13 protein-coding genes and 1 pseudogene are annotated in these 13,972 nt (G+C 29.5%); 3 read left to right on the forward strand and 11 right to left on the reverse strand.

The genetic code is table 11. The annotated features are described in order from the left end of the window. Positions 1 to 33 precede the first annotated feature (33 nt). The 11 genes and pseudogenes from INR60_RS06540 to INR60_RS06580 form a co-directional block, all read right to left on the reverse strand. A complete protein-coding gene (locus tag INR60_RS06540; protein ID WP_194190673.1) occupies positions 34 to 441 on the reverse strand; it encodes a hypothetical protein in 408 nt (135 codons plus the stop codon). Between the two features lie 111 nt (positions 442 to 552). Further along, complete coding sequence (locus tag INR60_RS06545; RefSeq protein WP_194190674.1) at positions 553 to 735, reverse strand: hypothetical protein; 183 nt, start codon at positions 733 to 735, stop codon at positions 553 to 555. A 561-nt stretch (positions 736 to 1,296) separates the two neighbouring features. Continuing rightward, a complete protein-coding gene (locus INR60_RS17510; RefSeq protein ID WP_274380430.1) occupies positions 1,297 to 1,428 on the reverse strand; it encodes a hypothetical protein in 132 nt (43 codons plus the stop codon). A 94-nt stretch (positions 1,429 to 1,522) separates the two neighbouring features. Further along, a complete protein-coding gene (locus tag INR60_RS17685; protein ID WP_420797483.1) occupies positions 1,523 to 1,618 on the reverse strand; it encodes a restriction endonuclease in 96 nt (31 codons plus the stop codon). Continuing rightward, the gene (locus tag INR60_RS17690; protein ID WP_420797484.1) at positions 1,611 to 1,727 is read right to left on the reverse strand and encodes a restriction endonuclease; all 117 of its coding nucleotides are present in this window, start codon (positions 1,725 to 1,727) and stop codon (positions 1,611 to 1,613) included. The genes INR60_RS17685 and INR60_RS17690 overlap by 8 nt, the downstream gene beginning before the upstream one ends. Before the next feature lie 427 nt (positions 1,728 to 2,154). Continuing rightward, positions 2,155 to 2,561 (reverse strand): annotated as a pseudogene (tnpA, locus tag INR60_RS06555) (IS200/IS605 family transposase). Between the two features lie 240 nt (positions 2,562 to 2,801). Then, positions 2,802 to 4,002, reverse strand: a protein-coding gene (locus tag INR60_RS06560) for an IS3 family transposase (RefSeq protein WP_194190675.1) whose coding sequence is annotated in 2 segments (ribosomal slippage) — positions 2,802 to 3,627 and positions 3,626 to 4,002 — 1,203 coding nt in all. Because the reading frame shifts where the segments join, the coding sequence is not laid out codon by codon here. A 162-nt stretch (positions 4,003 to 4,164) separates the two neighbouring features. Next, entirely contained in the window at positions 4,165 to 5,325 is a 1,161-nt protein-coding gene (locus tag INR60_RS06565; RefSeq protein ID WP_194190676.1) for a site-specific DNA-methyltransferase, read from the reverse strand. Further along, positions 5,300 to 6,760: a DNA adenine methylase gene (locus INR60_RS06570; RefSeq protein ID WP_194190677.1), complete on the reverse strand. Its 1,461-nt coding sequence runs from the start codon at positions 6,758 to 6,760 to the stop codon at positions 5,300 to 5,302. The genes INR60_RS06565 and INR60_RS06570 overlap by 26 nt, the downstream gene beginning before the upstream one ends. 14 nt (positions 6,761 to 6,774) lie before the next feature. Then, positions 6,775 to 7,986 carry a phospholipase D-like domain-containing protein gene (locus INR60_RS06575; protein WP_194190678.1) on the reverse strand — a complete coding sequence of 404 codons (1,212 nt, stop codon included), beginning with the start codon at positions 7,984 to 7,986 and terminating at the stop codon, positions 6,775 to 6,777. 349 nt (positions 7,987 to 8,335) lie between these two features. Beyond that, positions 8,336 to 9,892 carry an ABC-F family ATP-binding cassette domain-containing protein gene (locus tag INR60_RS06580; protein ID WP_194190679.1) on the reverse strand — a complete coding sequence of 519 codons (1,557 nt, stop codon included), beginning with the start codon at positions 9,890 to 9,892 and terminating at the stop codon, positions 8,336 to 8,338. 158 nt (positions 9,893 to 10,050) lie between these two features. Here INR60_RS06580 and INR60_RS06585 point away from each other — a divergent pair, with 158 nt between their 5' ends. The 3 genes from INR60_RS06585 (at position 10,051) to INR60_RS06595 (ending at position 13,816) form a co-directional block, all read left to right on the forward strand. Beyond that, a complete protein-coding gene (locus tag INR60_RS06585) occupies positions 10,051 to 10,347 on the forward strand; it encodes a metal-sensitive transcriptional regulator (RefSeq protein ID WP_194190680.1) in 297 nt (98 codons plus the stop codon). A gap of 30 nt (positions 10,348 to 10,377) precedes the next feature. Continuing rightward, positions 10,378 to 11,355, forward strand: a complete 978-nt coding sequence (locus INR60_RS06590; RefSeq protein ID WP_194190977.1) for a calcium/sodium antiporter — start codon at positions 10,378 to 10,380, stop codon at positions 11,353 to 11,355. Positions 11,356 to 11,662: 307 nt separating this feature from the next. Beyond that, complete coding sequence (locus INR60_RS06595) at positions 11,663 to 13,816, forward strand: glycosyl hydrolase family 18 protein (protein WP_194190681.1); 2,154 nt, start codon at positions 11,663 to 11,665, stop codon at positions 13,814 to 13,816. The last annotated feature ends 156 nt before the right edge of the window (positions 13,817 to 13,972 follow it).

The raw sequence follows: 13,972 nt of genomic DNA on the forward strand, positions 1-13,972 counted from the left end.
ATATAATGAAGTATCCTCATTTACCTTTTCGAATTATGCTGCCATCTGCTTAAATATATTTTCATACAATTTCGTCCTTTTTCCACCTAATAGTTTTAATAATTCAAATTCAGTTTCATTTGAGTTTTCTATTCTTTGTATGTCTATGTTTGCTCCTAAAAAATCTCTGCACAGAATCTCATTATCAACATTCTTTCGCATTAAAAATTTATATATTATAACCTGTTCAGTTGTTACTCTTAAAATTGAATAGATATATCTAATATTTTTTATATCTGGTTTTATTTCTTGTACAAATTCTATATTGTGCAATAGGTTACTTATAAATATTGATGTAGTAAACGCAATCATATTTGATGTATTTTCATAAACTTTCAACGATTTTTGGTAATGTTGATTAAGTTGCTGTAGCATTTTATCAGTTTCCTTAATATTTATCATTCTTTATACTCCTTTGTATTTTTAATTTTTACCCCATATAAATCCACAAGCAAATTATACCAATTCGCTGTAATATATAAAAGACAAAAAATTTGCTATTTATACCAATCATTATATAGCAATATCTAAATTCAATACACTTAGCCCAATATTTCTTAAAACAAAATTTGAAGGAGCATCCTTTACAGATGCTCCTCCCTCTTTACTTAAATAATCTACCAAACTATCATGTATTCTTAGTTTTATTGAGCCTATTTCCCTTAACTCATTTATAGAAATCTCTGATATTACCATGTGTAATAATTTCTTCTTCTGTTCTCTACCTGTACTTTTATTAATACTTTACTAAAGTTCTCTAAGATACTCTTTATAAATTCATATGGTTTTTATTTGCTTAAATCATCTAATATTATAATTAATAATGGTTCTGTTCTTCGAGAACTTTAGCTCTATTATTAATATTTTTTTATTTTTTTGATAATTTAATTTTTTATGATTGTTCATTCCACCAATTCTTATCAGCCCGTCTTCCTTCTGGAACCTGTTCAAGGCATTGATTTATTTCTTGATATTTATCAATCCAATAACTTCACGACTTGCAAGACGTTGTGCATCCTTATAATAACTATCAAAGCGATATTCTACTTGATCTACCAATTCATATAAAATTTCACTTTCTTTATTTAGAAAAGCTTTATTTAATTTGATAACAGCATGATTTCCGTCTATTATTTTATATATATGATTTGTTATTCTTGAACTTACAATTTCATATTTCCCTATATATGCACATTTTTTAAACTCATTTTTGATGATGAATAATCCGTAAATACCTCCGTTACCTTTAGGTTAGTTCTATATATCTTCATCTATAATAATTTTTTCTGTAAACTCTTGTTTTATTAAAACAAGGCTTTTGCTTATGCTCATTCTTATCACTCTCCAAATTCTAATTTGTACAACTAAAACTTTAATATTATTCTTCAATAAAGTAATCTATATCTATTTTTTTAACTTCATATATTACTTCAGTTGATACCCCAACATTAAATACAATCATATATTGTGATAACTGCATTCCTTAAATCAAAACTATATTTTTTGTATTTATAGACTTAACGTACTCCCTAGCTTCTTTAGAAAATGTTGAAGTTGTTATGAAAATCCCCTTACTTATCTAATGCTCCAAAAAACTTTTGAATTTCCGGTCTTCCAACTACTGTACCCTTCCATATTTTAGCTTGAATATATATATTATCTAAGCCAAGCCTACCTTCATTTATTATTCTATCAACACCTTATTCTCTGTCTTTTTAGTTGCTCTTCCTGCTTTTTCTCTTGAACCACCATATCCCATTTTATTAATAATTCTATTACTAGTTTTTCGAAAAATTCAAATGAGCATGACTTTATTTTTTTCAAGTATCAAATCTGCTAATTAATCTTTTAAATTTTGAAATGCAAATGACCTCTCTTCAGATTGAGTTTTTTCATTTAATACTATTTCATTATCATCTTGGTTTTGCCCATGAAAATTAACAAAATAATTGAAACTTTTTCTAGTAAACAGGGTACCTATACCATTTACCATTACCTCCTTAATAAATAAAAATCCACCAGCTAAGCTGGTGGTATTTCTATCGCCCTATAAGGGCATGTTACTTGCAATTGCGTCTTAAGACGCTCAAAAGGTTCGCCAGACGCACTCTATTTTTACTTGCTACCCTTAAAAGAGTCCATATATTCTTTTATACTTATTTCATCAGATATAATATCTTCTTTTTCTTGGTTTCTTATACATTCCTCTATTGCTTTTTTATTTCTTCCTACTGTATCCACATAAAATCCTCTACACCCAAAATGTCTATTCCCATATTTATATTTTAAATTTGAAAATCTTTCGAAAATCATTAAACTACTTTTACCTTTTAGAAATCCTACAAAGCTAGAAACACTCATTTTAGGTGGAATTTCTACTAACATGTGAATATGATCGATACAAGCATGTGCTTCGATAATTTCAACACATTTCCACTCACATAATTGCCTTAATATTTTCCCTATTTCCTCTTTCTTTTCTCCGTAGATTTCTTTCCTTCTATATTTGGGGCAAATACTATGTGATATTTACAATTCCATTTTGTGTGTTATAAACTATTATTATCCATTACGGATACCTCCTTTTACTATTTAAATTTGACTGCGAACCTAATTTAATTTTAGCAAAAGGAGGTTTTTTTATATATTGCAACAGTAAACTTTTTCTGAACACACTCGCATAGCAAGTGTTTTTATAAATACAATAAAAAACTCTTTTTTAAACTGTACCCTTTGTCAAGGACAGTTTAAAAAAGAGTAGGCTAATTCGAAAGATTATTTCTGTATTGAACAGGAGTTATCTTTTTTAAATTCCATTTTCCTCTGAAATTATTATAATAATCTATATAGTTATCTATTTCTTTTTCTAGTTCTTCAAATGTCTCACATGACTTTATATCAACTTCATCTTTTAAGTGTTCAAAAAACGATTCCTGTGAGGCGTTATCCCAGCAGTTTCCCCATCTAGACATAGATTGTCCTAAATTATGATTTTCAACTTTACTTTGAAATATTGGACTAGTATAATCGACTCCTTGATCTGAATGAATAAATGAATCCTCTCTAAGAATACTACCATTATTCTCAATTAATTTATCAAGTGTATCAGTTATTATATCTATTTTTAGGATTTTTGAAATATTATAAGCTAAACTCTCATTAGTAGAAGCATCTAAAATAGTCGACAAATAAGCCTTCTGACTATCTTTGAAAAGTAGATAAGATATATCATTTAACACTACTTTACCTGGTGATTGTTGTTTAAAGTCCCTATTTAACAAATTTGGTAATACTGTATGTTCCTTTGTAGCTTTCATTATTCTTCTTATACGCTTTAAATTATAAGCATTTAAAATATTTTCTTTACTCTCTAAATCTCTAACTTCGTTAGATTTACGTTTTTCTATAGTATTGATTAAAAAGTATTTATAATATCCCGAGCGTGAAACACAAGAGATATCACAAATATAACTAAGCATATTTTTAAGTTTATATTTAGTAATTATAGATTTTATAATTTCAAATTTTCCACTTGGTGATATTACTATTTCTTTTGCCTCATATCCATTTCTAACATTTCTAACTTTTTAAAAGTTCATTCTCTGCCTGTAAAAGCATTAATTTTGCTTGTAGCTTTTCATACTTTTCCCCTAAAGATACATCTTTTTCAGTCGGTCTTCCAGTCTTAAATTTTCTAGGGTCTTGTAATTGCTCAACATCATTTCTTCGAAATGCGGAGCGCCGTCTGCTACCAGATGATTGTATTCTTTTTAAACCTAACATCTTAATATCAAAACCACACTCTGAAAATATTTCTCTTGGAAATTTACCTTTTTCATTTTCAGCAATAAATAGTATTTTAAATTCATCAGTATACGTAATTCCTTTTTTACTAACCTTCTTAACATATTTATTTTTAGATAATATCTTTATGTCATTATTTGAAAATAATTTCTTACTCATTTGTATTCACTCCTAACCTTATATTTCTATTATAAATAGAAAAACCCTATAGGGTAGACTCTTTTTTATTGTGTCTACTCTATAGGGTATAGTTTATTCTAAATATTAAGTGAGAGTTTTTTATTTATCATATATATTTAATATTTACATTATCAAAAGTACTTATGCCTCATCTTTTTTTATATCTTCAACTTCATAATACTCATATCCTCCCCCACCTTGCCATTGTACTTGCTCTGTTATACCTTCTTCTTCACCATCAATTACTTTCTTCAATCTAGGTACTATTAAATTAAATGCTTGCACACCTCTTTCAATACCAATATAATGTCTTTTCATTTTATGTGCTACTGCTGCCGTCGTTCCAGAACCTAAATAACAATCTAATATTAGTTCATTTTCATTTGATGCAATTTCTAATATTCTTTTTATTAATGTCTCTGGCTTTGGGGTGTCAAATACTTTTCCTTCAGTAAATAATTTTAGTATATGCTTTTTAGCACATTTAGTTGTTCCAACTTCTTCTGCAAGCCAAAGAGTTTGAGGAGTTATTCCATCTTTTTTATCACATAAGAATTTTTTTATTCTTGGAACGCCATTTCCATCCCTTCCAAACCAGATATTATTATCCTTGATTTCGTGTTCCATTCTTTCTTTATTATATGCCCAGCATCTCCCTGGTGGTAATTTGTGTATTTTCCCATTTGGTGATACTATTTCGTAAAATTGACTTTCTACAGCATGCCCTGATTGAACATGCGCTGTTACAGATTGCCATGGTCCTCTTAAATCATTATCAGGATTTTTGTATCTTTTTAACACTTCCTCTGTATTTGGTAATAAATTTCTAACATTCTTAAATTTTTGATATTCTTTTGCATATACTAGTATATACTCATGATTATTAGAGAACGTGCTCCTATTCTCTCGTGTTGTTCTATGTTGCCATATTATTGTCGTAACAAAATTTTTTCTCCCAAACACCTTATCTGCTGCAACTTTTAAGTAATGAACCTCACTGTCATCAATAGAAATCCATATACTTGCATCGTCACGCATTAATTCCTTCAAACTTACTAATACATTTGTTATTTCACTAATCCAATGTTCATGTTCTTTATCATCTTCATAATGATTATATACTTCTCCATTATTATAAGGAGGGTCTATATATATGCATTTAACACTACTTTTATATTTATCCTTTAATAAATCCAATGCTATCCTATTATCACCATGTATTATAATATTATTGCTCTTCTTTTCTCCATAAGAATTTAATTTATCATATCTTAATCTATATTTTTCTATTATGTTTTTCATTGTTTTCTCCACCATTAATAGCATTTTTACATACTATTAATATTTCTGCATTATAATTAATCTCGAAATTTTTATCATTATGATTTAATTTACTATGTGAGAACTCTCCTACTGAAACTATCTCAACACTTGTATAATATTTCTTGGCTATTTCTTCTATTTGAGATATAGTCAAAACTCTCGGCGTACTTTCCTTTGTTTCATCAAATGGTGAATATGAAAGTATAAGAGTTGCGTTTATTCTACTAACTTTTTGGAACATTACATCAAAAGCATTATATGATTCACTCTTAATAGAAAATGGTGATTGATGACGTTGTTTCCTATATACCCCTCTACTTACTCTACTTATACCATGTGCTTTATTCATAGATACTTCAGGATTATCCCTTAAACAAATAGTTTCAAGAACATGATAATATCTGCTATAGTGATATCTTGTATATGGGGGGTCTGCATACACTACTTTTACGGTATCATCTAAAGTTTCTAAAACATCAGCGTAATCACCTTTAATTATTTTATGATTTTTATTAGACTTTTCTTGACTTAAATATATATTTAACCACTTCTCATAACACTCAAAAACATCTATGATTCTATCCTTTTGTAATCTTTTTAATATATTTTTCTTAGGTGACCCATCACTATTCCTAGCCTTTATTGGTTGCGCAAACTGTTTACCTACAGTATTTACCACATCACTTGCTGTACTTAATAATGCCGCTAAATATGTATCTCTATATTTAGGTTCCAAATTGAAAACTTGTTCTAAAATACAATCAATCTCAACTGCTTGCTTATATGAAAAATATAAGCCTCCAAAATATCTTGTAACCAACACCTGTGCTCTATCATTTAATTTAAGTTCGCAAATATTTTTTATACATTCTTCTATCGTATTACTTAATTGGTATGATATATCTTCTCTATATCCTTTTTCATATGTGATTATTGAGCCATTATCTAATAAATCACAAATTGGTTCTAAATTTCCACATGCTCCTTCTTTAATACATTTTTCTTCATATTGCTCTAGTTTAATAAAACATTTTTTTAATAACTTGCTATGGTTTGAGTTTTTACACATTTCTACAAATTCAGAAACAGAATATTTACTTTCATTAGGATTTAATAATGCCGAACATAAAACCCTTGAATATTCCTGTATATCGACTGATATAACAGGTCTATATGCTGATAAATATTTTGCAACTGTTCCTGAACCAGAGAATAAATCACATACAACTCCGCTAGTATCATCAACCTCATCAATAACTTCACTTATTGTTTTAAGTAACCTTAATTTGCTACCTAAGTAATGAATAGGTCTAATTGTCGCATTATTAGCTGATTGAAATAAATTTAGCTGAATATCATTATCTGTTTTTATTTTTTTTTCAAAATTATATTCTTTATCTAATGTTTCATTCATATAAAACTCCTAACTTATTTTTTTATCTTCCATAAAGGTAAACTTGGACATTTAGATTTAATATCATTTACATTAGTTATATACCTAACCATATTTTTCCCTTTCATATTCTCTATATAATTGTCAATCTCATTATAAAAAGGGGTTGACGGCATAGCCAATACATATAAATACGTTCTTACTGCAACCTTTATGAAAACAGCTATTGGTCTATGTAGTAATGGATATGATAATCCAAGCGCTGCATCTAATTCAAACCTATAGTTTTGACTAGCCACACTTACACTCGGTCTTGTTTCCATAGCCCCTAACTTACCATCTAAATTAACACTTCTTAATACTATTCTATGAACTCCATTTTGCCCAGCATGTGCTCCAAAAAATGTTTGAAATGTATTCTTATCAAAATTGGCTTGACTCCACCTACTTCCACTTTTAGGTATTTGCGCTACAAGCACTTCATTATTTTCTGAAAAATCCCATGCTTCAAAATCATCATCATCTATAGTATCTACTTCTGGTATGGCATTAATTACTGTTATTATCTCCTCTTTATTTTCTTTTATTATCTCATTATTACTGTTCTCTTCAAATTCACCATATCCATCTAATTCTTCTTCATTCTCATTAGTATCATTAGTTGTTGCATTAGCTTTTTCTGATCTAATAAATCTACTTTCATTTTCTTTAGCCTTTTCAATTACTTTTTCATCATATATATCAAATAAATATTGCTTATTATGTTCTAACCAAGAATTAAAATAATTTTCTATATAATCTACTTGTTCTTCATCTAACTCTTCATAAGTAAATGCTTCAATATTTCTTCTTAATCCTTTTTCGGTTAAATTGTTGGAGCCTACAATTGAAACTCCTCCAGTTTCTTTCCTAAACCATGTAAACTTAGGATGAAAAGTAGTTCCTCCACGATTATGCATAAAAACTGATACTTCTAAAGATGATCCATATTTTAAAATCATCTCATCTAATTTATTTAATGTTTTAGTATTTGTTATTTCATCAATCCCCACAATCAACTTAAATCTCCCTTTATTTTTGATAATTAAATCTTCAAAAATTGGGTCACCTAAAAACAGGTTAACTCCTCCATTTGTAACAAATGCGAAAACACCAACTCCATATCTCACACCATTACATGCTTCTAATAAAGCCTCATGTAATGAATATGCTGATGAAAATGTTGGGTCTTGAATACAAAATCTCATAGTACATTAACTCCTTTATAATATAAATATTTGTATACCTATATTATAATACAGTACTTATATTTATTGTACTATTAACCTTTTTATTCTACCCTAATATGAATATTTTATACATCAATATTTAATATATATTAAATTCACTACCAAACTCTTATATTATTTTATATCTGATTCTAAAATCTCAATAAATGAAAAAATCCACGAAAAACTGTCGTGAATTTTAATGGTTGCGTTTAGGTTAACTAACTTTTCAACTATATTTTACAATCCAAATTTAGTAAAAACCGCATTTATTTATGATCCGGTTCACTCTTTATAATCCTAAATCAAATAGTACTAAAACAACCTATTATACTATTTTAGTTGTCCAGTCCTCACAGTTCCATACTTCTGTTACTATATCTTTATAGAATTCAGGTTCGTGGGAAACTAAAAGGATTGTTCCTTTAAATTCTTGCATTGCTCTTTTAAGTTCTTCCTTTGCATCTACGTCTAAGTGGTTTGTAGGCTCGTCGAAGATTAGGATGTTTGTTTCAGTATTTAAGATTTTACAAAGTCTTACCTTTGCAGCTTCTCCTCCTGAAAGTACTCTTATCTTTGATTCGATTTGCTTGTTTGTAAGGCCGCACTTAGCTAGGGCTGCTCTTATTTCGTATTGAGTTTTTCCTGGGAACTCGTTCCAGATTTCTTCTATACAAGTGTTGTTGTTATCTTCTCTGTCTTCTTGTTCGAAGTATCCGATTTGTTGGTAGTCTCCTAAGTGAACTGTTCCTGAAATAGGTTTAACTTTTCCAAGTAAGCTTTTTAAAAGAGTTGATTTTCCAAGTCCGTTAGCTCCAACTAAGGCTATCTTTTGACCTCTTTCCATCTTTATGTTAAGTGGCTTTGTAAGAGGTGAATCGTATCCTATTACTAGATCCTCTGTTTCAAAGATAACTTTTCCTGAAGTTCTTCCTTGCATAAATCTAAACTCTGGCTTTGGCTTTTCTTGAGATAATTCTATTCTATCCATCTTATCTAATTTCTTTTGTCTTGATTTTGCCATACCTGTAGTTGCAACGTTAGCTTTATTTCTAGCTACGAAATCTTCAAGTCTTGCTATTTCTTTTTGTTGCTTTTCGTAAGCTTGCTCTAATCTCTTTTTGTTTTCTTCGTATATTCTTCTAAACTCGTTATAATCTCCTACGTATCTAGTAAGTTTTCTATCTTCTACGTGATAGATTAAGTTTATTACTTCATTTAAAAACGGAATATCGTGTGATATTAAGATAAATGCATTTTCATAGTTTTGAAGATATCTTTTAAGCCAGTTTATGTGCTCTTCATCTAAGTAGTTAGTAGGCTCATCTAAAAGTAATATATCTGGGTTTTCTAAAAGTAGTTTTCCAAGAAGGATCTTAGTTCTTTGTCCTCCTGATAAATCATCTACATCTTTATCTAAACCTACATCTAAAAGTCCAAGCCCCTTAGCAACTTCTTCAACCTTTGCATCTATTAAATAAAATCCATTATTATCTAGCATATCTTGAATAACTGCTGTTCTTTCAAGCATTTTATTTAATTCATCTTCTGAAACTTCACCCATTTTACCGTAAAGTTCATTCATCTCTAATTCTAAATCGAAAAGATACTTAAAAGCATCTCTTAATGCATCTCTTATAGTTGTTCCTTTTGTAAGTACTGCGTGTTGGTCCATATATCCAACTCTTACGTTGTTTGACCAAATAACTTTACCTTCGTCTGGCATTAACTTACCTGTTATTATATTCATAAACGTTGACTTACCTTCTCCGTTTGCTCCGATAAGTCCTACGTGCTCACCTTTTAATAATCTAAATGAAACATCTTCAAATATTGCTCTGTCACCAAACCCGTGACTTATATTTTTAACAGTAACTACGCTCATTCGCTTTCCTCCATACATTTAAATATACATTCATTAGTTTAATTCAAACTATAAGATGTTGTAAAGTAAAACTTAAGAGACTTTTAAAATTTATGTAAATGGGGTAAAATATTATAAGTATGATAAGATACCCTATAGTGGTATAAGGAGGTTAAAAATTGGATAAAGAACAAGAATTCTTATTTAATGAAGAAAATGAAAAATTAAGAAAAGATATCTCAAATAGATTAAAGAGAATCGAAGGGCAAGTTAAAGGGATTCAAGGAATGGTAGATAAAAACACTTGCTGCGGTGATGTATTAGTTCAAGTTGCTGCTATAAGGTCTGCTATTAACAAAGTTGGAGCTTTACTTATTGAAAACTATGCACTTAACTGTTTAGACCTAGGTGAAACTGTAGAAGATCACGAAAAGATTAAAAAATTAGTTAAAACTATGAACAACTTTGTTAAATAGACTTAAGGGGGACGATTTATGAGTGGTATAATTAATGTGCTTATTTTAATAGTAGGATTTTTCTTTTTAATTAAGGGAGCTGATATTTTTGTAGATGGCTCTTCAAAGATTGCAAGAAAGATTGGTATACCGTCTGTTATAGTCGGGTTAACTATTGTATCTTTAGGAACTAGTGCGCCAGAACTTGCAGTTAGTTTAATTTCTTCTATTAATGGTAACAACGGTATTGCTGTTGGAAATGTTTTAGGTTCAAACATCTTTAATACTCTAGTAGTTCTAGGTGGAACTTCACTTGCAATGCCTTTAATAATTAAGAAAAAACTAGTAGGAAAAGATTATTTTGTAAATATATTAGTAATAATACTTTTATATATTTTAACTTTCGGCTTTATGTTTAGCGGAAAAGACGGCTTTTTAAGTAGAACTGATGGAATTATTTTATTAGTGTGCTGCTTAGCTTATCTTTTATTTTTAATTTTTAGTACTTTAAAAAATAAAAAATCTACCTCTATAACAGAAGGTGAAAGAAAAGAGTTATCTAGTATAAGAGTACTTCCAAACCTTTTCTTTGTAATACTTGGAGTAATCGGAATAGTTTTGGGTGGTAAGTTAGTTGTAGATTCTGCAACTAATATAGCTTTAAGTATAGGAATGAGCGAAAAGCTTGTAGGACTTACTATAGTAGCTATAGGTACTTCCCTTCCTGAACTTGTAACTTCTATAGTTGCAGCACTTAAAGGCGAAACTGAAATCGCTATAGGTAATGTTTTAGGGTCTAATATCTTTAATATACTTTTAATATTAGGTCTTTCTTCTGCTATAAGCCCTATAGCTGTTGCTGGAAATCTTTTTGTTGATATTATTTTCTTATTTGTTGTAACTCTTATAATCGGAGTTTTAATATTTGCAAACAAGAAAACTGATATCAAAAAGCTAAATAGAAGTGAAGGAATCCTTCTTGTGTTATTTTACGTAGCATATTTAGCTTTTATAATAATTAGAAATTAAAAAAGTGCCTTTTTGGCACTTTTCTTCTTTTAATCAATAATTCATAAATTATTAAATTTATTCACTTTTGAAAAACATATCTTTATATAAAATAACTAAGTATTTTATATCTTCTAATACTTTTATCTAAGTTTTCATGTTATTTTATCAAAAATAATTTCTAAATTTTTCTAATTGATAATCTTATTTAATTATCATAAACTTCAATTTATGTTCATCCTTTTATTTCCAATCTTTGTTATGATTTATTTGTAATTGTTTACAGATAATTGTAACTTTTACAAATAAAATAAAAGGAGTGTTTTAGATGGCAAAAAGAGCCTTAAGAAAAAATATTAATATTTTCCTAGCATGTGCTGTTGTTACTACTGTTTTTGTAGGTGCAACTCCAGCTTTCGCTCTTTCTACTAGCAAAACAAATGATAATGCTTTAACTACACAAATGAAAAATCAAAAGAGAAACGTTATGTATTACGGAGACTGGTCTATTTGGGGCGGTGAAAATAACTTTTATCCAAAAGATATTCCAGCTGACAAGTTAACTCACCTTAACTATGCTTTTATGGATTTTGATTCTAATGGTAATTTAAAATTCACAGATAAAGGTGCAGCAGTTGAGGCTCCTGTAGGGATGGATGGTGTAACTTGGGGAGACGCTAACTCTGGTTTACTTTGCGCTTTCCAAGAGCTTAAAGAAAAAAATCCAAACCTAAAAATAGGTATATCTCTTGGAGGTTGGTCAAAATCAGGTGATTTTACTAGCGTTTCAAAAGACCCTCAAAAGACTAAGGCTTTCGTAGATAACGTTTTAAGCTTTATAAGATATACAAACATGGACTTTGTGGATTTAGATTGGGAATACCCTACTGCTGTCCGCGAGCCTGACCTTGTCGATAACCAAAACGATGAAGGTACTAAAAACTCAATCCCAGAAGATAAAGAAAACTATATTAAGCTTTTAAAAGCTTTTAGAGAAGGACTTGATAAACAAGGAAAAGAACTTGATAAAACTTACGAACTATCAGTTGCACTTCCTGCACCTATAGCAAAAATCGATGCTGGTATAGATGTAAAAAATCTATTTGATACAGTTGACTTTGCAAATATTATGACATACGACATGAGAGGTGCTTGGGACCCTATAACAGGTCATCAAACTGGACTTTACACAAACCCAAATGACCCTTATAAAGGAAAAGGCCTTTCTGTTGATGAAAGTGTAAATTACTTAATTAAAAAAGGTGCTGACCCTTCTAAGATTGTTGTAGGTGCTGCTTACTACTCTCGTGGGTGGGAAAAATCAACTGGAAAAGATGTAGATAAAAATAACCCTGGTTTGTTTAAAGATGTTTTAAAAGTTAATAAAGATGCAGACCAAACCTTAACATCTGGTGCTAAAAACGGCTTCCCTTGTAAGTCTGGTGACGGAGGAAGACTTGGAGGGGTTTGGGCTTACAGAAATTTAGATAAGCTAAAAAAAGAATATCCAGGCCTTAAAGAATACTGGGATGATACTGCAAAAGCTCCTTATTTATACGATTCAGAATCAGGCGCATTTTTCACTTACGATAACGTAAAATCTATAAAAGAAAAATGTAACTACGTAAACTCTAAAAACTTAGGAGGAATGATAGCTTGGATGTCATCTCAAGATGCACCTATAGATAATTCTTCTGTTAGAGGAGAACTTACTAACGCTTCAAAAGAAGGTTTATTTGGAAGTTCAAAACTTAAAGAATACGAAATCAAATATGATAATTTAGATTTAACTTGCACTATAAAACCTTTTAAAGAATCTTGGAGCGATAAAGGCGGCTACACTATAAGTATTAAAAACAACGAAAAAGCTGATGAAAAAGGTGAAGTTTTAGAATCAGTAGAAAAAACTGCTGAAACTATTAAAAACGCAAAAATTTATATAAAAACTGAAGGATTAGATATAAATTCTGGAGACTACACTGTAGGAAATATAACTCACAAAGATGGATATGCAGTTATAGATTTAGGTAGCATATACTCTGCAAAACTTATAGATAGAGGTGCAACTTACACTATGACTTTAAATACTTCAAAAGCACCTACTGATTTAAGTTCATTAAAAGAAGTTTACTTAACTCAAAGGATAACAGAAAAAGGACCTGAGTTTGGAAAACAAATTTTATTTAAAGGAGCTAATACTTTAACTCCAACTAAACCAGAAACAAAACCAGAAGACTCTAATAAACCTACAGAGCCTTCAAAACCTACAAATGAAACTAACCAATCAGACCAAACTAAGCCTTCAAAACCAGAAGATCAAACTAAGCCTGAAACAAAGCCTAATTCTTCTAAAGATACTTACGTAAAGAATAAGGCTTATAATGGCGGAGAAACTACTATATATAACGGCAAAACTTATAAAGCAGCTTGGTGGACTAACTCTATCCCAGGAAGCGATGAATCTTGGATTTTAATTAAATAATTTTAAAAGGATGAGTAAATTTTTATTACTCATCCTTTTATTTTTAAAGTGAATTTTTTATTAAACCCTATTTTATTTATGTTTAAAATCTATTTCTAAAACTCGAATTATAAATTATACACCAAATTCCCTAACTTGTTATTTCTTTTAATTTCC

The organism is Clostridium chrysemydis, assembly GCF_015234215.1.
Lineage (GTDB): Bacteria > Bacillota > Clostridia > Clostridiales > Clostridiaceae > Clostridium > Clostridium chrysemydis.